The sequence below is a fragment of the Leifsonia soli genome, from assembly GCF_013408745.1.
Taxonomy (GTDB): domain Bacteria; phylum Actinomycetota; class Actinomycetes; order Actinomycetales; family Microbacteriaceae; genus Leifsonia; species Leifsonia soli.
The window spans coordinates 3372677-3393572 of sequence record NZ_JACCBJ010000001.1 but is presented as its reverse complement, the minus strand read 5'-3'; the positions used below and the strand labels follow the sequence as shown (position 1 = coordinate 3393572).

25 protein-coding genes and 3 tRNA genes are annotated in these 20896 nt (G+C 70.1%); 9 read left to right on the top strand and 19 right to left on the bottom strand.

Annotated features, from left to right (window positions below; genetic code table 11):
• Positions 1 to 4 precede the first annotated feature (4 nt).
• The 4 genes from BJ963_RS16525 to BJ963_RS16510 form a co-directional block, all read right to left on the bottom strand.
• Positions 5 to 1258, bottom strand: coding sequence for an FAD-binding protein (locus tag BJ963_RS16525; protein ID WP_343037307.1), 1254 nt, complete (start codon positions 1256 to 1258; stop codon positions 5 to 7).
• Between the two features lie 173 nt (positions 1259 to 1431).
• A tRNA-Met gene (locus BJ963_RS16520) sits at positions 1432 to 1505 on the bottom strand.
• A 45-nt stretch (positions 1506 to 1550) separates the two neighbouring features.
• Positions 1551 to 1622 (bottom strand) — tRNA-Thr (locus BJ963_RS16515).
• A gap of 116 nt (positions 1623 to 1738) precedes the next feature.
• Positions 1739 to 2695 (bottom strand): aldo/keto reductase, encoded by a 957-nt coding sequence (locus BJ963_RS16510; RefSeq protein WP_179457576.1) that lies wholly within the window; start codon positions 2693 to 2695, stop codon positions 1739 to 1741.
• A gap of 109 nt (positions 2696 to 2804) precedes the next feature.
• Between BJ963_RS16510 and BJ963_RS16505 the strand changes: the two genes are divergently transcribed.
• The 3 genes from BJ963_RS16505 to BJ963_RS16495 all read left to right on the top strand — a co-directional run bounded on the left by BJ963_RS16505 (position 2805) and on the right by BJ963_RS16495 (position 6585).
• Positions 2805 to 3662 (top strand): pentapeptide repeat-containing protein, encoded by an 858-nt coding sequence (locus BJ963_RS16505; protein WP_179457575.1) that lies wholly within the window; start codon positions 2805 to 2807, stop codon positions 3660 to 3662.
• A gap of 120 nt (positions 3663 to 3782) precedes the next feature.
• Positions 3783 to 4811, top strand: a complete 1029-nt coding sequence (locus BJ963_RS16500; protein WP_179457574.1) for a LacI family DNA-binding transcriptional regulator — start codon at positions 3783 to 3785, stop codon at positions 4809 to 4811.
• Positions 4812 to 4836: 25 nt separating this feature from the next.
• The gene (locus tag BJ963_RS16495) at positions 4837 to 6585 is read left to right on the top strand and encodes a glycoside hydrolase family 13 protein (RefSeq protein WP_089915118.1); all 1749 of its coding nucleotides are present in this window, start codon (positions 4837 to 4839) and stop codon (positions 6583 to 6585) included.
• Positions 6586 to 6625: 40 nt separating this feature from the next.
• On the opposite strand, the gene BJ963_RS16490 is transcribed toward BJ963_RS16495, so the two are convergent.
• From BJ963_RS16490 to BJ963_RS16480, 3 genes are all read right to left on the bottom strand, one after another.
• Positions 6626 to 7438 carry an inositol monophosphatase family protein gene (locus tag BJ963_RS16490; RefSeq protein ID WP_179457573.1) on the bottom strand — a complete coding sequence of 271 codons (813 nt, stop codon included), beginning with the start codon at positions 7436 to 7438 and terminating at the stop codon, positions 6626 to 6628.
• A gap of 179 nt (positions 7439 to 7617) precedes the next feature.
• Positions 7618 to 7702 (bottom strand) — tRNA-Tyr (locus BJ963_RS16485).
• A 110-nt stretch (positions 7703 to 7812) separates the two neighbouring features.
• Entirely contained in the window at positions 7813 to 8163 is a 351-nt protein-coding gene (locus BJ963_RS16480; RefSeq protein WP_179457572.1) for a helix-turn-helix domain-containing protein, read from the bottom strand.
• 124 nt (positions 8164 to 8287) lie between these two features.
• Here BJ963_RS16480 and BJ963_RS16475 point away from each other — a divergent pair, with 124 nt between their 5' ends.
• The gene (locus tag BJ963_RS16475) at positions 8288 to 8767 is read left to right on the top strand and encodes a nucleoside deaminase (RefSeq protein ID WP_179457571.1); all 480 of its coding nucleotides are present in this window, start codon (positions 8288 to 8290) and stop codon (positions 8765 to 8767) included.
• Positions 8768 to 8856: 89 nt separating this feature from the next.
• Entirely contained in the window at positions 8857 to 9000 is a 144-nt protein-coding gene (locus tag BJ963_RS16470) for a hypothetical protein (RefSeq protein ID WP_172824152.1), read from the top strand.
• Positions 9001 to 9069: 69 nt separating this feature from the next.
• On the opposite strand, the gene BJ963_RS16465 is transcribed toward BJ963_RS16470, so the two are convergent.
• Entirely contained in the window at positions 9070 to 9717 is a 648-nt protein-coding gene (locus BJ963_RS16465) for a biliverdin-producing heme oxygenase (RefSeq protein ID WP_089915130.1), read from the bottom strand.
• A gap of 141 nt (positions 9718 to 9858) precedes the next feature.
• Here BJ963_RS16465 and BJ963_RS16460 point away from each other — a divergent pair, with 141 nt between their 5' ends.
• Positions 9859 to 10347, top strand: a complete 489-nt coding sequence (locus BJ963_RS16460; RefSeq protein ID WP_089915134.1) for a YajQ family cyclic di-GMP-binding protein — start codon at positions 9859 to 9861, stop codon at positions 10345 to 10347.
• Here BJ963_RS16460 and BJ963_RS16455 read toward each other — a convergent pair.
• The 5 genes from BJ963_RS16455 to BJ963_RS16435 form a co-directional block, all read right to left on the bottom strand.
• Positions 10334 to 11350 (bottom strand): alpha/beta hydrolase, encoded by a 1017-nt coding sequence (locus BJ963_RS16455; RefSeq protein WP_179457570.1) that lies wholly within the window; start codon positions 11348 to 11350, stop codon positions 10334 to 10336. The two genes, BJ963_RS16460 and BJ963_RS16455, sit on opposite strands and share 14 nt — an antisense overlap.
• A 14-nt stretch (positions 11351 to 11364) precedes the next feature.
• Complete coding sequence (locus BJ963_RS16450) at positions 11365 to 12762, bottom strand: FAD-dependent oxidoreductase (RefSeq protein ID WP_179457569.1); 1398 nt, start codon at positions 12760 to 12762, stop codon at positions 11365 to 11367.
• Between the two features lie 30 nt (positions 12763 to 12792).
• Positions 12793 to 13848 carry a polyprenyl synthetase family protein gene (locus BJ963_RS16445; RefSeq protein ID WP_089915143.1) on the bottom strand — a complete coding sequence of 352 codons (1056 nt, stop codon included), beginning with the start codon at positions 13846 to 13848 and terminating at the stop codon, positions 12793 to 12795.
• Positions 13849 to 13868: 20 nt separating this feature from the next.
• Entirely contained in the window at positions 13869 to 15026 is a 1158-nt protein-coding gene (ubiE, locus tag BJ963_RS16440) for a bifunctional demethylmenaquinone methyltransferase/2-methoxy-6-polyprenyl-1,4-benzoquinol methylase UbiE (protein WP_179457568.1), read from the bottom strand.
• 101 nt (positions 15027 to 15127) lie between these two features.
• Complete coding sequence (locus BJ963_RS16435) at positions 15128 to 15514, bottom strand: hypothetical protein (protein WP_089915146.1); 387 nt, start codon at positions 15512 to 15514, stop codon at positions 15128 to 15130.
• Positions 15515 to 15649: 135 nt separating this feature from the next.
• On the opposite strand from BJ963_RS16435, the gene BJ963_RS16430 reads away from it, so the two are divergent.
• Positions 15650 to 16504 carry a PPK2 family polyphosphate kinase gene (locus BJ963_RS16430; RefSeq protein ID WP_179457567.1) on the top strand — a complete coding sequence of 285 codons (855 nt, stop codon included), beginning with the start codon at positions 15650 to 15652 and terminating at the stop codon, positions 16502 to 16504.
• A 39-nt stretch (positions 16505 to 16543) separates the two neighbouring features.
• Here the strand turns inward: BJ963_RS16430 and BJ963_RS16425 are convergent, their stop codons facing one another.
• Complete coding sequence (locus BJ963_RS16425; protein WP_179458191.1) at positions 16544 to 17764, bottom strand: isochorismate synthase; 1221 nt, start codon at positions 17762 to 17764, stop codon at positions 16544 to 16546.
• 192 nt (positions 17765 to 17956) lie between these two features.
• Between BJ963_RS16425 and BJ963_RS16420 the strand changes: the two genes are divergently transcribed.
• Together BJ963_RS16420 and BJ963_RS16415 are read left to right on the top strand one after the other, a co-directional pair.
• Positions 17957 to 18625 carry a GntR family transcriptional regulator gene (locus BJ963_RS16420; RefSeq protein ID WP_179457566.1) on the top strand — a complete coding sequence of 223 codons (669 nt, stop codon included), beginning with the start codon at positions 17957 to 17959 and terminating at the stop codon, positions 18623 to 18625.
• A complete protein-coding gene (locus BJ963_RS16415; RefSeq protein WP_179457565.1) occupies positions 18625 to 19326 on the top strand; it encodes a GntR family transcriptional regulator in 702 nt (233 codons plus the stop codon). The genes BJ963_RS16420 and BJ963_RS16415 overlap by 1 nt, the downstream gene beginning before the upstream one ends.
• Before the next feature lie 57 nt (positions 19327 to 19383).
• Here BJ963_RS16415 and BJ963_RS16410 read toward each other — a convergent pair whose 3' ends face one another.
• The 5 genes from BJ963_RS16410 to BJ963_RS16390 form a co-directional block, all read right to left on the bottom strand.
• Positions 19384 to 19683 (bottom strand): Dabb family protein, encoded by a 300-nt coding sequence (locus tag BJ963_RS16410; protein ID WP_179457564.1) that lies wholly within the window; start codon positions 19681 to 19683, stop codon positions 19384 to 19386.
• Positions 19680 to 19943, bottom strand: a complete 264-nt coding sequence (locus BJ963_RS16405) for a glutaredoxin family protein (RefSeq protein ID WP_179457563.1) — start codon at positions 19941 to 19943, stop codon at positions 19680 to 19682. Before BJ963_RS16405 ends, BJ963_RS16410 begins: the two co-directional genes overlap by 4 nt.
• Positions 19944 to 20013: 70 nt before the next feature.
• Positions 20014 to 20112: a 30S ribosomal protein bS22 gene (locus BJ963_RS16400; protein ID WP_003792170.1), complete on the bottom strand. Its 99-nt coding sequence runs from the start codon at positions 20110 to 20112 to the stop codon at positions 20014 to 20016.
• 70 nt (positions 20113 to 20182) lie between these two features.
• Complete coding sequence (locus tag BJ963_RS16395; RefSeq protein WP_020075898.1) at positions 20183 to 20395, bottom strand: helix-turn-helix domain-containing protein; 213 nt, start codon at positions 20393 to 20395, stop codon at positions 20183 to 20185.
• Between the two features lie 41 nt (positions 20396 to 20436).
• Positions 20437 to 20862, bottom strand: a complete 426-nt coding sequence (locus tag BJ963_RS16390) for an ArsR/SmtB family transcription factor (protein ID WP_179457562.1) — start codon at positions 20860 to 20862, stop codon at positions 20437 to 20439.
• Positions 20863 to 20896: the final 34 nt, after the last annotated feature.

The window sequence follows — 20896 nt, the reverse complement described above, 5'->3', positions numbered from 1 at the left end:
CCGGTCAGACACTGCCGAGGAGCCGGGTGAGGAACGCATTGCGGAAGGCGCCCTCCGGGTCGAAGCGCTCGGCGAGGGCACGGAAGTCGTCGAGTCTCGGATAGAGGCCCGGTACGACCGCATCCTCGTCGAGGTACAGCTTCCCCCAGTGCGGACGCGCGCCGAGCGGCAGCAGTGCAGCTTCCAGAGCCGGCAGCACCGCCTCCACCCCGGCCTGGTCGCGCAGCCAGGTGAAGTGGAATCCGACCACGTCGGTTCCGTACGCGCTCGACAGCCAGAGGTCGTCTGACGCGACCGTGCGGATCTCGCTGATCTGAAGAACGGGGGCGATCACCGGAGCGAGCTCGCGCACCGCACGGATCGCGTCCACCGCCTGCGCCCGCGGCACGAGGTACTCGGACTGGATCTCTGCGCCGTTGGAGGGCGTGAACTCGAAGCGGAAGTGCGCGAGCCGTTCGCTCCAGGGACCGACGACGCCCAGCTGCTGGGTGGTGTTGCGAGCATCCATCGTCGGGATCATGTGCCGGGGCTCCGTGAGCGCAGGGGCGCCGAAGAAGTCGTCGCCGATGGTCGTCTCCGCGCCGTCGAGTTCTTTCAGCCAGGCGAGGGCGACCGTGTCCTCGTCCCACGTCGTGAAGAGCGAGACGCTATAGGCGGCGGAGGTGACGGCATCGAAGCGGTCGAGCACGACATCCCACTGCACGCCGCCGAAGAGCCGTTGGCGGACGTCGAAGGTAGGGAGGATGTCGAGGGTGACCTGCGTCACCACACCGAGGGCGCCCAGTGAGACAGCGGCGCCCGCGAGTTCGGGATCGCCGCGCACGAGGTCCACGAACTCACCGGACGCGGTGAGGATGCGCATGCCGGCGACCGCCGTGGACAGATTGCCGTTGCGGTCGCCCGACCCGTGGGTGGCGGTGGCGATGGCGCCGGCCACGGAGATGTGCGGGAGGGAGGCGAGGTTGTGGAGCGCCCACCCGGCGCTCTGCAGGTCGCGGGTGAGATCGCCGTAGCGAACGCCTCCGCCCACGGCCACCGTCCGTGATTCCGCATCGATGCGGATCTCGGACGGAAGGTCGGCCGTGCTCACGAGCACCCCGGCGGCATCGGCGTCGGCGAGGTCGTTGAAGGAGTGCCTGCTGCCGAGCGCGCGGATCTTCGGCGCCCTCGTGACGATCTCGCGCAGATCGTCGAGGTCACGCGGCCGCACGATGCGTGCGCTGTACTGGTAGTTTCCGGCCCAGTTCTTGTCGCTCACTTCGGTTCCTCCCTCGGTCCGCGGCAGCTCCGCGGCCCCCAGTCTAGGGATGTGAACGTGCACATTACGACGCGTGGCGCCAGAGAGGCCGCGCGACCGTGAGGTCATCGACACCGGAAACCAAAGAAACGGCGGCTGATCATCAGCCGCCGTTCCCAGTTTTTCAACCTATGTAGCGAGGGCGGGACTCGAACCCGCGACACCACGATTATGAGCCGTGTGCTCTAACCACCTGAGCTACCCCGCCGTGGCATCCCCACGTCGAGCGAGCCAGTCGCAGGACGGGAGACGGAGCCCCCTGTGGGAATCGGACCCACTACCTCTTCCTTACCAAGGAAGTGCTCTACCAATGAGCTAAGGGGGCGGAGCCGCGACGGCCGGAGGCACGTCGTTTTCGGCAACCGTTCGAGGATACCACCCACGGCGGGGTGCTCCGTACCATCGCGGGCGCCCGGCAGCGGCGGCCCCGCCCCGCGCGGCTCAGGCCGCGGCGGCCGGCTCCGAGGCCCCGGCGAGGGCCTCCAGCTCGTCGCCGGTGAGCTCGAGCTCGACGGACACCAGGAGGTCGGGAAGCTGCTCCGTGGTGCGCGCGCTCGCGATCGGGGCGGTGATGGTCGGCTGCGCGGCCAGCCAGGCCAGCGCCACCGTGGCGACGGAGGCGCCGTGCGCGGCAGCCACCTCGTCGAGCGCGGAGAGGACGGCGCGACCGGTGTCGTCGAGGTACTTGGCCGCACCGCCGGCGCGGGCGCTGTCGACCGTGACGCCGTCGCGGTACTTGCCGGTCAGGAACCCGGCGGCGAGAGCGAAGTACGGCATCACGCCGAGGCCCTCGCGCTCGGCGATCGGGCGGTACGTGGTCTCGTAGCCGCGCTCGACCAGGTTGTAGTGCGGCTGGAGCGCGACCGCGCGGTGGAGCCCGTCGCGCTCGGTGATGCGGACCCACTCCTCGATGCGCTCAGGCGAGTAGTTCGAGATGCCGATGTAGCGCACCTTGCCCGCGTCGACGAGCCCGGAGAGGGCGGCGACCGTCTCCTCCAGGGGCACCGTCTCGTCGTCGAAGTGGGCGTAGTAGAGGTCGATGTAGTCGGACTTCAGGCGCTCCAGCGACGCGTCGGCCGCTCGGCGGATGTTGTCGGCCGCGAGACCCTTGAAGTCGGGATGCTGGCTCACCTTGGTGGCGAGCACCACCTGGTCGCGGTTGCCGCGCGCCTCGAACCACTCGCCGAGGATGCGCTCCGAGTCGCCGCCGGTGTTGCCCGGCACCCACGCCGAGTAGCCGTCGGCGGTGTCGACGAAGTTGCCGCCGGCCGCTGTGTACCCGTCGAGGACGTCGAACGACGTCTGCCTGTCGGCCGTCCAGCCGAAGACGTTGCCCCCGAGCGAGAGCGGGAAGACCTCGAGGTCGGACGAACCGATCGTGCGGCGCGGTGCAGTCATGCTGATCTCCTTCGTTGTTCCTTCTTCCACGCTAACGCGGTCGACCCGGGGCTATTCCGGCTCTCCCTGAGGGTGTGGAAAGGATGTGGCGGGCCCGTACTGTGGACGGGTGCGTACCGCCGAAGCCCCCCGCCGCGAGCTGAGAGCCGACTGCTCCCGCTGCGTCGGCCTCTGCTGCGTCGCCCTCGCCTTCGCCCGCTCCGCCGACTTCGCGTTCGACAAGGCGGCCGGCGACCCCTGCGTCAACCTCGACGGCGACGACCGCTGCAGCATCCACCCGCACCTGCGGGAGCGCGGGTTCCGCGGCTGCACGGTCTTCGACTGCTTCGGGGCCGGCCAGCAGGTGACGCAGCACACCTTCGACGGCCAGGGATGGCGCGACGACGCGGAACGACGTCGGGAGATGTTCGCGGTCTTCCCGCTGATGCGACAGCTGCACGAGCTGCTCTGGTACCTCGAGGAGGCTCTGGCGCTCCCGGCCGCGGCCGGCATCCACCCCTCTCTGCGGCGTGCCCACGCCGACGTCCGGTCGCTGACCGACGCACCCGGCGCCGTCATCGTGGAGACCGACATCGAGGACCTCCGTGCCCCGGCAGCCGACCTCCTCCGCGACGCGGCCCGCCTGACCCGCGAGGCCGGACCCGTCGGCACCGGACCGATCGGCCGCGGCCGCAAGCGCACCGCCCGTTCGCGCATCCGTCCCGGCGCGGATCTGCTCGGCGCGGATCTTCGCAGCGCAGACCTGCGGGGAGCCGAGCTCCGCGGCGCCCTCCTGATCGCCGCCGACCTCCGCGACGCCGACCTCTCCCGAGCCGAGCTGATCGGAGCGGATCTGCGCGACGCGCGCCTCGACGGCGCCGACCTGCGCGAGGCGATCTACCTGACGCAGGTGCAGGTCAACGCAGCGACCGGCGACGGGCGCACGCTCCTGCCTCCGGCGCTCGACCGTCCCGGCCACTGGTCCTGACACACTGCAAACGCTTCCACCCGCTTCGCTATACTGCCGCTGTGCGCGGCCGACCGCCCTGCACCGGCGGACGCAAACGCTTCCACCGCACCAGACGCCACACGAGACACAGGAGGTGGGATGCCCGGGATCGACGATGTCGCCCGTCTCGCCGGCGTCTCCACCGCCACCGTCTCCCGCGCCCTGAGCGGGAACGGACCGGTCTCCGACCGCACGCGCGCCCGGGTCGTCCAGGCGGCATCGCAGCTGGGATACGTCGTCTCCTCCGACGCGTCGAGCCTCGCATCCGGTCGCACCCGCAACATCGGCGCCGTCGTCCCGCACCTCAGCCGCTGGTTCTTCACCTCCGTCATCGAGGGCGCGGAGCGCGTCCTGCTCGGCCAGGGCTACGACCTCACGCTCTACAACCTGAGCGGGGACGGCGGCGAGCGCCGCCGGGTCTTCGACCACCACCTCCTGCGCAACCGGGTGGATGCGGTGTTCACCGTGTCCCTCGAGCTCGCGGAGGAAGAGGTCGGCCGCCTCCTCGCCCTCGGCAAGCCCGTCGTCGGCGTCGGCGGACCACTGCCCGGCGTCAGCACGCTGACCATCGACGACCTCGCCGTCGCCCGCCTCGCCACGGAGCACCTGATCTCCCTGGGCCACCGCCGCATCGCCCACATCGGCGGCTCGCAGGAGTTCGACCTCGACTTCCACATCCCCACCAGCCGGAGACTCGGCTACGAGCAGGCACTGCGGGATGCGGGCCTCCCGGTCGACGAGCAGCTCCATCGCGCGTCCGACTTCACCCTCCCCGGCGGATACGACGCCGCCAAGCAGATGCTCGGGTCGCCGCACGAACGCCCGACCGCGATCTTCGCAGCATCGGACGAAATGGCCATCGGCGCCATCCTGGCGGCACGCGACCTCGGGCTCTCCGTGCCCCGCGACGTCTCCATCATCGGCATCGACGACCACCCCCTCGCCGACTTCTTCGGGCTCAGCACGGTGGCGCAGCATCCCGGGCGCCAGGGCGAGCAGGCCGCGGCGCTGCTGCTCGACGCCCTCCAGGCCGCCCGGACCTCCCCCGGCCGAGCGCGCGCCGAACCTCTCAGCCACACCGCCCCGGCGGATCTGATCGTGCGGTCCAGCACCGCCGTCCACCCCTGACCATCACAACCGAGACGAACACGAGGTGACCACCATCGCCGCTCCGACCCCCCTCACCCACACCGAGCCCACTCCATCGGCCCCCGGCCGCGAATGGTGGCGCTCCGCCGTCATCTACCAGGTGTACCCGCGCTCGTTCGCCGACTCGGACGGCGACGGGATGGGCGACCTGCCCGGCATCACCCACCGCCTCCCTGCTCTGCGCGAGCTGGGCGTGGATGCCGTCTGGCTGTCGCCCTTCCAGAGCTCCCCGCAGCGCGATGCCGGCTACGACGTCTCCGACTACCGCGACGTCGACGTCCGCTTCGGCACCCTCGCCGACTTCGACAGGATGCTCGCGACCGCCCACGACCTGGGCCTCCGCGTGATCATCGACATCGTGCCGAACCACTCGTCGAGCGACCACCGCTGGTTCCAGGAGGCCCTCGCGGCCGGCCCGGGGAGCCCCGAGCGCGCGCGGTACATCTTCCGCGACGGCACGGGCGAGAACGGGGACCTGCCGCCGAACAACTGGGAGTCGATCTTCGGCGGAGGCGCCTGGACGCGCGTCACCGAGGCCGACGGCCGTCCCGGCCAGTGGTACCTGCACCTGTTCGACAAGTCCCAGCCGGACTTCGACTGGGAGAACCCGTGGGTGTGGGAGCAGTTCCGCGGCATCCTGCGCTTCTGGCTGGACCGCGGCGTGGACGGCTTCCGGGTGGATGTCGCCCACGGCATGGTCAAGGAGGCCGGCCTCCCCGACTACACGCCGCCGGCGCACACGGGCAGCATGGGCGGCGCCGCTCCGACGCTCGAGACCGGCGGCATCCCGCTCGAGCCGGAGATCGCGGCCCACGCGGGCGGCGAGCCGGCGACTCCTCCCTACTTCGCGCAGGACGGCGTGCACGCGATCTACCGCGACTGGCACACCGTCCTCGACGAGTACTCCGGCGACCGCGTGCTCTGCGGCGAGGCCTGGGTCGAGCCGCTCGACAAGCTGGCGCGCTGGGTGCGGCCGGACGAGATGCAGCAGACCTTCAACTTCGCATATCTGGAGACCCCGTGGAACGCGGCGGCGCTCCGCAGCGTGATCGACCGCTCCATCGCGGCGTTCAGCAGCGTTGGCGCCCCGAGCACGTGGGTGCTGTCGAACCACGACGTCGTCCGTCACGCCACGCGCCTGGCGCTGCACGGCGAGAACCTGCAGGGGCACGGCATCGGGCCGAAGACCACCGGCCTGCCCGACCCGGTCTTCGCGCTGCACCGGGCCCGCGCCGCGACCGCCCTGATGCTCGCCCTTCCCGGCTCCGCCTACCTGTACCAGGGCGAGGAGCTCGGTCTCCCGGAGGCGATCGACCTCCCCGACGACGCGCGCCAGGACCCGACCTGGTTCCGCACCAACGGCGAGCGGTACGGCCGCGACGGCTGCCGCGTCCCGATCCCCTGGGAGGGCACGGAGGCCTCGTATGGCTTCGGGCCGACCGCGGCGAGCTGGCTGCCGCAGCCCTCGACGTGGGCCGCGTACACACGCTCGTCGCAGGCCGGGGTGCCGGGTTCGACGCTGACCATGTACCAGGACGCCCTCGATGCCCGCCGCCGCTACGACCTGGCGTTCGGCTCCCCCGAGTGGATCGACCTGGGCGAGGGGACGCTCGCCTTCCGCTCCGGCGAGGTCACCGTCGTGGTGAACTTCGGAGAGGCGCCCGTGGCGCTTCCCGAGGGCGAGGTCGTGCTGGCGAGCGGCGCGCTCGACGGAGGGATGCTCCCCCGCGACACGACCGCCTGGCTCGTCTGAACCCGGCCCGGCCGGGCCCGGCTCGGCTGGCCCCGGGGTCTTAGTCCCAGTCGGCGTAGAAGCGCTCGACGCGGGGGTGCAGCTGCTCGAAGAGGTCCGGACCGGCCGCCACCGTGAGGCGGCGGTCGGCCGGCCCTCCGCCGATCCCGGCGACGCGCGCGCCCGCCTCGGCGGCGATGAGTGCTCCCGCCGCGTGGTCCCACGGGTTGAGCCCGCGCTCGTAGTACCCGTCGAGCCGGCCGGCGGCGACTGAGCACAGGTCGAGCGAGGCGGCGCCGATGCGCCGGATGTCGCGCACGTCGCCGATCAGCTCCGCGACGAAGCCCGCCTGGCGGCGCCGGACCTCGGCGTCGTAGCCGAAGCCGGTGCCGATCAGGGCGAGCGGCAGCTCCATTCCGTCCGTGACGTGGATGGGCTCCCCGTTCAGCCGCGCACCTCCCCCGGCGTACGCGGTGAAGGCCTCACCGGAGACGGGGTTCACCACCGCGCCCGCGAGGGTGTTCCACGTCGTCGGCTCCGGGTCACCCTCGACGACGGCGATGCTGACCGCCCAAGCCGGGATGCCGTAGAAGTAGTTGACCGTTCCGTCGATCGGATCGACGACCCAGGTCAGCCCGCTCTGACTGCTTCCGCCACCGGACTCCTCCCCCAGGAACCCGTCGCGCGGCCGGGCCGCCGAGAGCGTATCGCGGATCAGCTGCTCGGTCTCGCGGTCGGCCCGCGTGACGATGTCGCTGAGCGACGACTTCGAGGCGGCGATCTCCACCCCGTCCCGTCGTCGCTGCAGCGCGAAGGCGGCGGCGCGGCGGGCGACGGTTGCGGCGATCTCGAGCAGCTCGGCATTGGAGGTCATGCCTCCAGCCTGTCAGACCCGCGGCCTGTCGGCCCTGCGCCCACCGGCGGAGATCCCGCCCGAAACCGCCCGAATCTCCACCCGCACCGCGGTCCGTCGGAGATCCGAGCGGTTTCTTCCGACGATGACGAAAGCCCCCGGCCGGTGGCCGAGGGCTTGTCGCCTGCGCGTTCGCAGCGTGGTGGCGAGTGAGGGATTCGAACCCCCGAAGTCGTAGACAGCTGATTTACAGTCAGATCCCTTTGGCCGCTTGGGTAACTCGCCATTGGCGCTTCCGACCACCAGTTCACTCGTGACCGAAGGCGCCACACAAGAATACTCGGCGGGCGGCTGCAGACGAAATCAGCGCCCGCTCAGCGGGCGCACGGCCGCCGTCAGGCGGCGAGTGCGACGACGCCGGGAGTGCGCGCGCCGCTCTCCACGGCAGACGACTGCAGCTCCAGAGTGGATGCGGATGCGCCCGCGAGCTCGCGCTCCGGCACCAGACTCAGCACCTGGGCACCGGCGAACTCGGCGGCGACCCGCGTCATCAGCTCGCCCTCGCTGACCCCCAGCACCCGGCACAGCGCGGCGAGGATCTCGGAGGAGGCCTCTTTGCGCCCCCGCTCGATCTCGGAGAGGTACGGCACCGATACCCGCGACGACTCGGAGAGCTCGCGCAGCGTCGTGCCGCGCTCCGTCCTGATCCGGCGGAGCACCGATCCGATCGCATGCCGTACGAGCATGCCGCCAGCCTATGTCGGCGCAACCGCATCCGCGACGGTGGATTCCGGCGGTTCTGCTCTGGGCAGAATCACACGGTAGACAGGTATCGAAGCCGCGCATCCCGACGACCCATGAGGACCCCGCATGACCACAGCTGCACTCGACGACCACGTCCGACGCGCGATCCAGGTGTCCGCCGATGCGCGGGCCAACGGCAACCACCCGTTCGGCGCCGTCCTCGTCGCGCCGGACGGCGAGATCGTCCTCGAAGCGGAGAACACCGTAGTGACGGAGGAGGACGTCACCGGGCACGCGGAGACCAACCTGGTCCGGAAGGCCTCCCGGACCATCCCGTACGCCGACCTCTCCGGATACACCCTCGTCACCTCGTGCGAGCCGTGCGCCATGTGCGCGGGGGCCATCTACTGGGCCGGAATCGGAACGGTCGTCTACGCCCTCTCCGGCCGGGGCCTGCTGGCCATCACCGGCGACGATCCTTGGACTCCGACCCTCGACCATCCGTGCCGCCTGGACTTCGCGGACGGGAACCGCCCGGTCACGGTGCTCGGTCCCGTGCTCGAAGACGAAGCGGCCGTTCCGCACCGCGGCTTCTGGCACGACTGAGCGCGCCGGCGCAGGGGCCCGTTCCTGCGCGATCGCGACACCCCGACGGGCCTGCCGCCGATGTCGGTGGTTCGGCGCACAATCGGGGCATGAGAACGTTGGAGATTTGCGAACGGTGCGACGGGACCGGAGCCGACCCCGCCCAGCACTATGAGGAGATCACCGTCTGCGTCGAGTGCAATGGTGACGGCTGCCACGTCACCTACTACGCCGAGCTCGCGCAGACAGCCTGATCCACACCGACTCCGCGACAGGCGGCGCTAGATCGCGCTGAGGACCCAAGCCCGCTGCGGGCTCCCGCGTCAGGCCGCGGCCTTGGCCGACGCCAGGTCGTCGAACAGCTCCGTGTTGAAGCGGAACGCCAGCGCCACCTCCGCGATGACGCGGTCGCGCTCCTCCTCGGTCCACTCGACCGCATCCAGTTGCGACCGGTAGGTGTCTTTGAACAACTTCGGCTTTGCGATGTCGGCGAAGAGGTAGAAGCCGACGCCGTTGGTCTCGAACCCGTACTGGCGCTGCAGCAGTGTGCGGATGATCTGCCCGCCGGAGAGGTCGCCGAGGTAGCGCGTGTAATGGTGCGCGATGAAGCCGCCCGGCCAGGTGCGCCCGACCTCGCGGATGCGGGCCGTGTAGCGCGCCGTGGAGGGCAGCGGTGCAATCCGCTCCCGCCAGTCGTGGCCGAGTAGGAAGTCGAGATCGGCCTCGATGGCCGGAAGACGGGTCAGCTTCGGGCTGATGAACGGCGCGGCGACCGGATCGTCGCCCATCCACGCCGCCGCCTCTTCGAGCGCCTCGTAGATGAAGTAGTGCTGCGACAGCAGCTGGATGTAGTCGTCGCGGCAGCCCCGCCCGCTCATCAGGTCTTGCATGAAGCCGGCGCCCTCGCTCTCCTGGTGCACGCCGCGCGTGCGTTCGCGGAGTGCTTCGGAGAAGGGGATCAGTTCAGCCATCGGGTCTCCTGACTTAGGGGAGGCTTACCTCAGCCTCTCCTACGCGCGTGACTTCCGTCAAGGCGGCGTCCAGCACCTTCGCAGGCGGACCCATCCCGCCTCGTAGACTGGGAGGAGCTCTCTAGGGGAAGGACGGACACCATGGCAGACTCCTCATTCGACGTCGTCAGCAAGGTCGACAAGATGGAGGCGGACAACGCCGTCAACCAGGCCCGCAAAGAGGTGGACCAGCGCTACGACTTCAAGAACGTCGGCGCGTCCATCGAGTGGAGCGGCGAGAAGGTCCTCCTGAAGGCGAACACCGAGGAGCGCGTTAAGGCCGTGCTCGAGGTGCTCGAATCGAAGTTCATCAAGCGCGGCATCACCCTCAAGTCACTCGACACCGGCGCGCCGTACGCGTCCGGCAAGGAGTTCCGCATCGAGGTCGGGCTCAAGAACGGCATCGAGCAGGATGCGGCCAAGAAGATCAACAAGCTGATCCGCGATGAGGCGCCCAAGAGCGTGAAGTCGCAGATCCAGGGAGACGAGCTGCGCGTCAGCTCCAAGAGCCGCGACGACCTGCAGGCCACCATGGCGCTGCTCAAGAACGCGGACCTCGACGTCGCCGTGCAGTTCGTCAACCTGCGCTGAGGTAGCCGCGCATCCACTGCGTGATGGATGCGTATGCTGCCTGGCGCACGGGCGGGCGCGACAGGAAGACGTCGTGGAGGGCGTCCTCCAGCCACGAGACCGTGACCGTCGGCCCCAGCTGCAGCGCCCGCTGAGCGATGTCACGCACGACCAGAACGACATCCGAGGTCAGCATGTCCGGCGTCCAGTGCGGCAGCAGCGTCGATCGCGCGGACAGCAGGGTGAGGACGGGCGCGTCGATGTGCAGGCCGGCGGCGACGCGCGCGTGCCCCGCCAGCACGGCAACCAGCCAGGCGGGATGGACGGGGAAGCCGCGGATCGGGCGCCAGGCCAGGTCGTAGTCCCACTCGCCGTCCATGGTCCGTGAGACCGTGCGGCTGTAGAAGCCCAGGTCGACGTTGGGCATCGCGGCCTTCGGGTCGATGCGCGCGTGCAGGTCGATCAGCGGGGTCAGGGCGGCACGTCCGGCGGACCGCGCCTGGAACTCGAGCCACGGGCTGTTCAGGATCAGCGCATCGGCCCGGCCGGGGTGGCGGTCGGCCCACAGGCTGAGGGTGAGGCCGCCGGTCGAATGGCCGAGCAGGATGAGACGGCGCGAACGCGGGCGCGGTGCCGCATCCTCCGCGGAGGTCTCGCCGTGCCCGATCGCGGCGAGGGCCGCCGCGATGTCCTCGTCGTACACGGCCAGATCGTCGACGAAGCCCGGCGTCTGGCCGTCGCGCAGGCTGCGCCCGTACTTGCGCAGATCGAGGGCGTGGAACCGCGCGCCCTGGTCGTGCCAGAACTCGGCGAGCTCGGTCTGGAAGAAGTAGTCCGACCAGCCGTGCACGTACAGCACGTCCGTGTCCGCGGCCGGTCGACGGTGGAGGTGCAGGCGCGGGGGCGGCGAGTAGCGGACCAGCGTGGCGACGACCTCGCCCTCCGCGTCCGGGCGGAGCGGCAGCGTCAGCTGCTCGAACGGCTCCCCGAGGATGTCGGGGACCCACTCGCGCGCGTTCGCCATGCCGCCGAGGTCGCCTACTCGGCGGCCTGTCCGGCTGCCGGTCCGCTTCCGACCGGCTCCCCGTTGGAGGCCCGCACCATCTCCTCGCGCGGGACGACCTTCACGCGCACCCGGCCGCGCTCGGCGCCGAGGGACTGCTCGTACGCGTCGAGGTTGTGCCAGCCGTCGAGCGTCGTGTACTCCACACCCCGCTCGCGGAGCAGGTTCTCCACAGATTGCTCGTCGGGGTCGGTGGGCGACCACCAATTGCCCTGATCGTTGATGACATGTTTGATCGTCTCCATGGCATCCGATTTGGTGTGACCGATGAGCCCGACGGGCCCGCGCTTGATCCACCCGGTCGCATATACGCCGTACATGCGCTCGTTGTCGCCCTTGCGCAGCACCTGGCCCTCGTGGTTCGGGATGACGCCGTGCTTGCGGTCGAACGGGATGCCGGGCAGAGGCGATCCGAAGTAGCCGACGGCACGGTAGAGCGCGTCGATCTCGAGTTCGCGGATCTCGCCAGTGCCGCGCACGCCGCCCTCGCCGTCCGGCTCCGTGCGCTCCCAGCGCAGGGCACGGACGTTGCCGTCGTCGTCGCCGACCACTTCGAGCGGCCGGGCGTAGAAGTGCAGGTGGAGCCGGCGCGACGCGGTGCCGACCTCGCGCTTGCGCCACTGCTGCAGGACGCGGTCGATGACCATCACCTGCTTGTTGCTGGCGATGGCGGCCTTCGACTGCTCGTCGTAGTCGAAGTCCTCGTCGTAGAGGATCATGTCGACATCGCGCAGTTCGCCGAGTTCGCGCAGCTCCAGCGGCGTGAACTTGACCTGCGCGGGACCGCGCCGGCCGAACACGTGCACGTCGGTCACCGGCGAGTTCTTGAGGCCCTCGTAGACGTTGTCCGGGATCTCCGTCGGAAGCAGGTCGTCGGCGTGCTTGGCGAGCATGCGCGAGATGTCGAGCGCGACGTTCCCGTTGCCGATCACGGCCACCGACTTCGCGTCGAGCGGCCAGGTGCGCGGAACGTCCGGGTGCCCGTCGAACCAGCTGACGAAGTCCGCAGCCCCGTAGGAGCCCCTGAGCTGGATCCCGGGGATCTCGAGGTCGGCGTCGCGCACGGCGCCGGTGGCGAAGATGACCGCGTTGTAGTGGCGCTTGAGGTCGTCGAGCGTGATGTCGCGCCCGTACTGGACGTTGCCGAAGATGCGGATGTCACCGCTGTCGAGCACCTCGCGCAGCGCGGTGATGATGCCCTTGATGCGCGGGTGGTCCGGGGCGACGCCGTAGCGGACGAGGCCGTACGGCGCGGGGAGCTGCTCGAACAGGTCGATCGACACGTCGAAGCCACGCTCCGCCTTCAGCAGGATGTCGGCGGCGTAGATGCCCGCCGGCCCGGCGCCGACGATGGCCAGTCGCAGTTTGGTCATTCGTTGATTCCTTCTGGGGTTGCAGGTCGCTCAGCTGGAGCGTTCGACGATCGTGTCCGCGAACCTGATCAGGGCCTTCTTCACCGGGCCGTCCGGAAGGGGCGCGAGCGCCTCCACCGCTTCACGCGCCCAGCGGTGCGCCTCCTCCAGCGTCTGGCGGGTCACGTCGTGCTCGCGGAGCGCGGCGATGGCGTCCATGGCGGCGGGCGTGACCTCGCCGTCCTCGGCCGAGCCGATGACGTCGCGCTCGAGACGATCGAGCAGGGCCGCCGCCTCGGGGTCGGTGGAGGCGCGCTCGCGGAGGCGGAGCACGGGAAGGGTCGCGACGCCGGCGCGCAGATCGTTGCCGGGGGTCTTGCCGGTCTGGGCCACACCCTCCGACGACAGGTCGATGACGTCGTCGATCAGCTGGAAGGCGACGCCGATCTTCTCGCCGAACACCACGACGGGCTGGTCGAACTCCGCCGGAGCGTTCGAGAAGAGAACGCCCATCTGGGCGGCGACCGCGATCAGCGAGCCGGTCTTGTCCTCGAGCACCCCGATGTAGTGCTCGATCGGGTCTTCGCCCTCCTGGGGACCGATGGTCTCGTGCAGCTGGCCGAGGCACAGCCGCTCGAAGGTGTCGGCCTGGAGCTGGATTGCGCGCTCGCCGAGCGCGGAGACCAGCTTGCTCGCGCGGGCGAACAGCAGATCGCCGGTCAACACGGCGACGGAGTTGCCCCAGACGAACTGCGCACTCGGAACACCGCGTCGCATCTGGGAGTCGTCCATGACGTCGTCGTGGTAGAGCGACGCCAGGTGGGTGATCTCGACGGCCGATGCCGCCTGGATGACGTCGGCGTTCGTCCCTCCGCCCAGCTGGGCGGCCAGGAGGGTCAGCATGGGACGGACCCGCTTGCCGCCGGCCTCGAGGAGGTACCGCGCCGTCACGTCCGCGAGATTGTCCGCGAAGTGCATCTCCTGGTGCAGGCTCTCCTCGACCTGGGCGAGCCCGGCATCGACGGCGTTCGCGAGCTCGCGGTCGTCACCGCGGAGGAAGATCCGCTCGGTGAAGCCGAGCTGGCTGGTGAGCGACGGACGCCGCACAGCCGGGACACTTCGTGGCACTACTCCCCCTCGGACGGGATGGTGGACGCAGACTCTTCGGAGCCGGCGGGTCCGGCGGATGCCGGCCGCGAGGCGGAGCCGGCGGAGGTCGAGCGCTTCGGCTTGGGGGCCGCAGGCTGTGCCGCGCCGGACTTCGGAGCGGAGGGCTTGGCCGTCGTACCTGGTTTGGCGGGCTTGGCGGCGGCGGGCTTTGCGGCGCCGGACTCGGCCGGGGTGGCGCGCTTTGCGGCGGCAGGCTTCGCGGCAGCAGGCTTGGCCGCACCAGCGGGCTTCGCCGCGGCAGGCTTGGCCGCACCAGCGGGCTTCGCCGCGGCAGGCTTGGCCGCACCAGCGGGCTTCGTCGTCGCGGGCTTCGCGGCGGACGGCGACCCACCGGCGGGCTTCTTCGACGCAGCCGAGGGCGCGGCATCCGCCAAGGGCGTCTCGGCGACGGTCTCGACCGGTACGGGCGGGCGCTCCGGCTTGAAGCCGCGATGGAGGGCGACGATCCCGGCCGTCAAGTTGCGGTACGCGACGCGCTCGAATCCGGCCTCGCGCATCCACCCGGCGAGCGCACGCTGGTCCGGCCACGCCTCGATGGACTCCATGAGGTACTCATAGGCGGCGGGGTTGGAGCTCGCGACGCGAGCCAGCACCGGCATCCCGAACTTCAGGTACGCGGAATACCCGGCACGTACGGGAGCGAGCGGCGGGCGGGAGAACTCGCACACCACGACGCGGCCCCCGGGCTTCACCACCCGGTAGAATTCGGCGAGCGCCTTCTTCGGGTCGACGATGTTGCGCAGGCCGAACGAGATCGTCACGGCGTCGAACGTGTCGTCGTCGAACGGGAGGTCGGTCGCGTCCGCCTGGACGAAGCGGATGAACGGGTTACCGGCCTGGCGCTGCCGGCCGACCTCGATCATCCCGGCAGAGAAGTCGGCGGCGACGACGGACGCCCCGTTGCGGGCGAGAGACGCGCTGGACGTGCCCGTTCCTGCCGCGACATCGAGGATCGTCTCTCCGACGCGCGGATCGACAGCGCGGGTCGTCGCGACGCGCCACAGTGCCGCATTGCCGACCGACAGGACGTTGTTGGTCCGGTCGTAGCGCGTCGACACCTGGTCGAACATGGCGGCGACCTGCGCGGGCTGCTTGCTGAGGTCGGCCTTACTCACCCCACCAGCTTAGGCTGCGGCGTCAGCGGGTGCATGCCGACGGCAGGATGCACGCCGAACGGTCAGCCGGGCGAGCCGCCGCGACGGAGTGCGATCGGGCATCAGAAGCGCTGCCCGAGCGCCTTGGCTCGCAGTGCGTCGAACTCGCCGGGCGAGATCACGCCCTGGTCGAGCAGCGCCTGCGCCTGCTGGATGTCGGCCGCCGGCGTCGCCGACGCCGTCGGCTTCGAGCCCCAGTCGTCGTCCTCCGGGACCTGCGCCCGACGCGCCATGCTCCGCTCCGCCATGCCGCGCCCCCGGGCGATCAGGTACACGAGCACCGTGATCAGCGGGACGAAGATGAGGAAGATCACCCAGACGGCCTTCCACCACCCGTTCAGCTTGTCGTCACGGAACAGGTCGACCAGCACGGTGAACAGGATCATCACGAACGCCACGAACGCGAAGATCCAGAAGACGTACAGGAACGCATTCCAGAAGGTGCCCATCTCAGTCCCCTCTCATCGCGCACACCGTAATGCGGGGCGCCGACCCGCGGCTAGACCACATCTGCGCGGGCGGGACTACCATGGCGATCCCAGAGATCGCGGGGCGGACGGCCGCCCCACGGGTGAGGAGCGACGGTGCCCAACGACACGTTCTGGACGACGGACCCCTCCGAGCTGCTCCGTGTGCGGCCCGGGTTCGACCTCGCCGACCAGCCCACCGACGGCACCCCCGGCTTCGATGGAGGCAAGACGGAGGGGCAGGATGCGCTCGCGGCGGGGCGGGACAAGCTCGCCGAACTGCAGGAGAAGCTGTATGCCTGCGGGCGGGAGGGTGACACCCGCTCCGTCCTCCTCGTGCTCCAGGCGATGGACACCGCCGGGAAGGGCGGCATCGTCTCGCACGTCATCGGGGCGATGAACCCCGGCGGGGTCCACTACGCGGGCTTCGGCAAGCCGACACCGGAGGAGCTCGCGCACGACTTCCTCTGGCGGATCTGGCGCGAGGTCCCCTCCGCCGGGCAGGTGGGTGTCTTCGACCGGTCCCATTACGAGGACGTGCTGATCGGCCGGGTCCGGCAGCTGGCGCCGCCGGACGAGCTGGAGCGCCGCTACGGCGCGATCACCGGATTCGAGCACGAGCTGGCAGAGTCGGGAACCACCATCGTCAAGGTGATGCTGCACCTCAGCAGGTCGGAGCAGCGGAAGCGTCTCGCAGCCCGCCTCGACGACAGGACGAAGCTGTGGAAGTTCAACCCGGCCGATGTGGACGAGCGTCTCCGTTGGGACGACTACCAGGAGGCGTATCAGATCGCCCTCGAGCGGACGACCACGGCGGAGGCTCCCTGGTTCGTCGTGCCCGCCGACCACAAGTGGTACGCCCGGGTGGCCGTGCAGCAGCTGCTGATCAACACGCTCGAGCGACTCGACCTGGAGTGGCCGATGCCCGACTACGACGTGGAGGAGCAGAAGCGCCGCCTGGCCGCCTCCTGATCGCCCGTCGGGCCCGGGAGCCCGGGAGCCCGGACGGCGTCAGCCGAAGGCCTCCATGATCGGCCGGAACTTCATCGTGGTCTCGGCGAGTTCGCGCTCCGGGTCGGAGTCCGCGACGATGCCGGCGCCCGCGTAGGCGGTCAGATCGCCGTCCGGCGTCACCTGGGCGCACCGCAGCGCGATCGCCCACTCCCCGTCGCCGTCCCCGCCGACCCAGCCGACCGGTCCGGCGTAGCGCCCGCGGTCGAACGGCTCGAGCTCGCGGATGAGCGCGAGGGCCTCGCGGCGGGGCGTCCCGGCGACCGCGGCCGTCGGGTGCAGTGCAGCGGCGAGGTCGAGCGAGCTGGATCCGTCGCTCAGCATGCCCGCGATGTCCGTCGCGAGGTGCCACAGGTTCGGGAGCTTGAGCGTGAAGGGCTCGTCGCTCGCGGCGAGGTCCGCGCTGTGCGGGCGGAGCGCATCCATCACGCTCGTTACGGCGAAGCGGTGCTCGCCCTGATCCTTCGCACTGGCCACCAGCTCGGCGGCCGCTGCGGCGTCACGCGACGCGTCGGAGCCGCGGGAGATCGTCCCGGCCAGCACGCGCGCCGTCACCGTCCCGTGGTGGACGCGCACCAGGGTCTCCGGCGACGAGCCGACCAGGCCGTCCACCGCGAAGGTCCAGCAGTCCGGGTAGCCGAGCGCGAGTTCCACCAGGGCACGGCGGAGGTCGGACTCCACCGGCAGGTGGCCGCGGAGGTCCCGAGCGAGCACCACCTTCGACAGGTCCTGTTCGCGGATGCGCTCGACTGCGGCCGCGACAGCCGAACGGTAGCCGTCCCCGCCCAGCTGTCCGGACAGGAGCGCCAGGCGGTACTCGTCGCCGAAGGCCGTCGGCCGAGGCAGGTCACCTGTCGCCGGAGCATCGGCGCGACGGATGCGCGTGACCCAGCTGCGGCTGCCCCGGCGCCCGATGACGATCTCCGGCACGATCAGAGTGCTCGTGGCCGTGCTCTCGTCGTCGAACGCGAACGTGCCGAAGGCCACGAGCCCCGTTCCGGGCGTGCGCACGGCGTCGTCGACGGTCGCGGCGGCCGCCGTCGCGCGCCAGGCTGCCGATGCCTGCTCGATGCGATCCGGCCCGGTGAAGTCGAGCCGGAGTACCTCCCCGATCCCGGCCATCCCCTCGCCTTTGCGCAGCCACAGCAAGGGTGCGCGGGAGTCGAGGAAGGGGATGAGCTGGCGGACGTCGTCGAGCGGTGCGGTCTCGGCCACGAGCACCGTAACGCCCGTCTCCCGCCGAGCGGTCGGGGCTGATCTCACCAGGCCAGCCTACGCCCGCGAGGCTGTGCGCCCGTTGGACACGGGATGGGGACTCCATGGATGCGCCGGGCCTCAAGAGTAGGCAATGCGCGCGTTCGACACTCAGTACATCAGGACGATGACCGATCCACCTGGATGTAACATCCAACTATGCCCGTGCCCGTGACCGGAGCCGCCAGCCCCCGGCGGCTGATCCGAGACGAAGTCTTCCTGCGCCTCCTCGACGCGATTGTCGACGGCGACCTGCTCCCCGGCGAGCAGCTCTACGACGCCGAGATCGAGCGCTGGGTCGGGGTGTCCCGCACGCCCGTCCGCAAAGCGCTCAACCAGCTGGCCGCCATGGGCCTCGTCGAGATCCTCCCCCAGCGCCGCACGCGCGTCACGCCGATCGAGTCCCGTCGGCTGCGCGAACTGCTCACCACGGTCGGCGTGCTCGTCGCCGGGGTCGTGCGCGACGCGACACCGCTTCTCACCGAGGACGACCGGGAGACGCTGCGCTCCTTCTCGTCCGCGGACGCCTCCGAGGCCATCCGCACAGGACTCTCCGCCGACGGCTTCCTCGGCGTCTTCGTCCGCCGCCTCGACAACGCGACCATCGCGCGCCTGCTCAAGCGGCACCTCCCCGAGGTGCAGCGGGCGCTCAAGGCCGCCCCCTCGTCAGCGCCGCTCGAGAAGGCCACCCCCACGCTGAAGACCCTGATCGACTCGGCAGTCGCCGGCAAGGCCGACAAGGCCGCCCGCGCCACCCGCGACCTGTTCGACACCTCGATCGTCTCGATCGCCGACGAGTTCGCCACGTCTTCGAAGGAGGCCCGCTGATGCCGCTGCCCGTGAGCGACACCGCACCGGTCGAGCGCCGGCTGCTGCGCGATGTGGTCTACACCCGCCTGTACGAGGGCATCCTCGACGGCACCCTCGAGCCGGGTGAGACGCTCCTCGACGAGAAGCTGACCGCATGGCTCGGCGTCTCCCGTACCCCGATCCGCGAAGCGCTCATGAAGCTCGCCGACATCGGGCTCGTGGAGATGGCGCCCAACCGGTACACCCGCGTCGCGCCGATCGACCTCAAGGCGATCGACGAGGCCATCTACACGACCGGGCTCCTCCACGAGTATGCGGCGCGCACGAACGTCCCCGCGCTCGAGAACGCGGTGGTCACCCGCCTCGACAAGGCGCAGAAGGAGGTCAAGAAGGCGGCGAAGGCGCACGACCTCCCGGCTCTCGGGCGCGCATTCAACGACTTCTTCCTCGAGCTGACGCGCGCGGGAGGCAACGACGTGCTCGTCTCGGTGAGCGAGGGCCTCAGCCCGCAGCTGCTCCGCTACATCTCGGTCTGGCAGACGCCGTTCGGGGTCGACGACCTCGCCGGTGCGCTGGCCGGCATCCTCGCCGCCGCGAAGGACCGCGACGGCGCGAAGGCCGGAGACCTGGTGAAGGACCTCTACGCCAGGATGCTCACGCAGTTCCTCGAGGACTACCGCCGCCGCGACGTGGATATCGCCAAGACGCCGGTCTTCTGAGGCCGGTCTTCCGACGCCGGGTCTTCCGACGCCGGTCTCGCTCCCGGGACGGCCGCGTCAGACCTCGAAGTCGACCGCGGCGCGCGCGCCGACGACGGACCGGATGTACGCCGCCACCTCGACGTGAGCAGGATGCTCGACGTACGCACGCAGGCCGTCCAGGTCGTCGAAGTCGCTGATCAGCACGACATCGAAGTCGTCGCCTGGCACCGCGCTGACGCCGACCTCGAGCGAACGCAGCTGCGGGATGACGGCGGGAAGCGACTCCAGACCGCGCTTGATCTCGGCCGACTGCTCGGCGCGCTCCGTCCCATCGGTGGTCGCGAGCTTCCACGAGACGACGTGGCGGATGGTCATTCGGCCTCCAGGAGTGCGGTGCGCAGGCGTGCCGGGTCGACCCGCCAGTAGGTGTGGACGCGTCCATCGATGAGCACGACGGGGATCTCCTCCACGTACTTCTCGTGGAGCTCGGCGTCCTGCAGGATGTCGCGCTCCTCGACCGTGACCTCGGGGGAGCCGTCCGGCAGCTGATCGATGACCGCGTGGACGGCCTCCCGCGCGTCATCGCACAGATGGCATCCGGGCTTGCCGATGAGAGTCAGGGAGACGGTGGACACGAATCCACTCTAGACGCAGCAAAAAGCGCCGGACCGGACGGACCGACGCTTGGAGCCGCAGACTCGAGGTCTACTTCTTGTTGCGACGCTGGTGGCGCGTCTTGCGAAGAAGCTTGCGGTGCTTCTTCTTCGCCATACGCTTGCGACGCTTCTTGATAACGGAACCCACGTGGACCTCACAAAGAATCGGGGGCATGCCGCGGGGCGCGCGGCGACACGAGCAGCCAGTCTACCTGACGTCACGCAGAGTCCGCGACGCCGCCCTCTCGGAACGTCGCGGCTTGCAACAGCTGGTCGACCGCGGACTCCGGTACACGGAACGATCGGCCGAAGCGGATGGCGGGCAGTTCGCCCGAATGGACGAGCCGGTACACGGTCATGCGGGACACGCGCATCATGTCGGCCACCTCGGCGACCGTCAGGAAGCGCACGTCTCTCAGATCGTGTGCCATGAGCCCGTCCTCCCCTTTCCGGACATCGTACTCGCGGAGGGTCAGTCCTTGCGCCACTTCTTCGGCGTCACGCGCTCGGTCGCCGACGAGACCCGATGACGCGTGTCGGCGAGCACCTTGCCAACCGTGCTCGCGAACTCGCGCGTCTCCTCCGCCAGCCGGACGCTCAGCTCCATGTCCTCGTCGGATGCCGTGAACGGAATGATCCAGTCCTCGACCGCCACCAGCGGACCGGCATCCAGACGGTAATAGCGGTGCTGGCCCTCCTCGCGGACGGACACGAGGCCCGCCTCGCGCAGCACCTTGAGGTGCTTCGACACCGTCGGCTGGCTCAGCTCGAGCGTCGCGACGATCTCGGACACGGATATCTCGCCCACGGAATGCGCCGTGTCCGTATTGCGATCGAGCAGTACGCGCAGAATGTCGCGCCGCGTCGGATCGGCGATCACGTCGAAGATGTCGGCCATGTCCCCAGGCTAGCCATTCCCCCGACGCAGTACC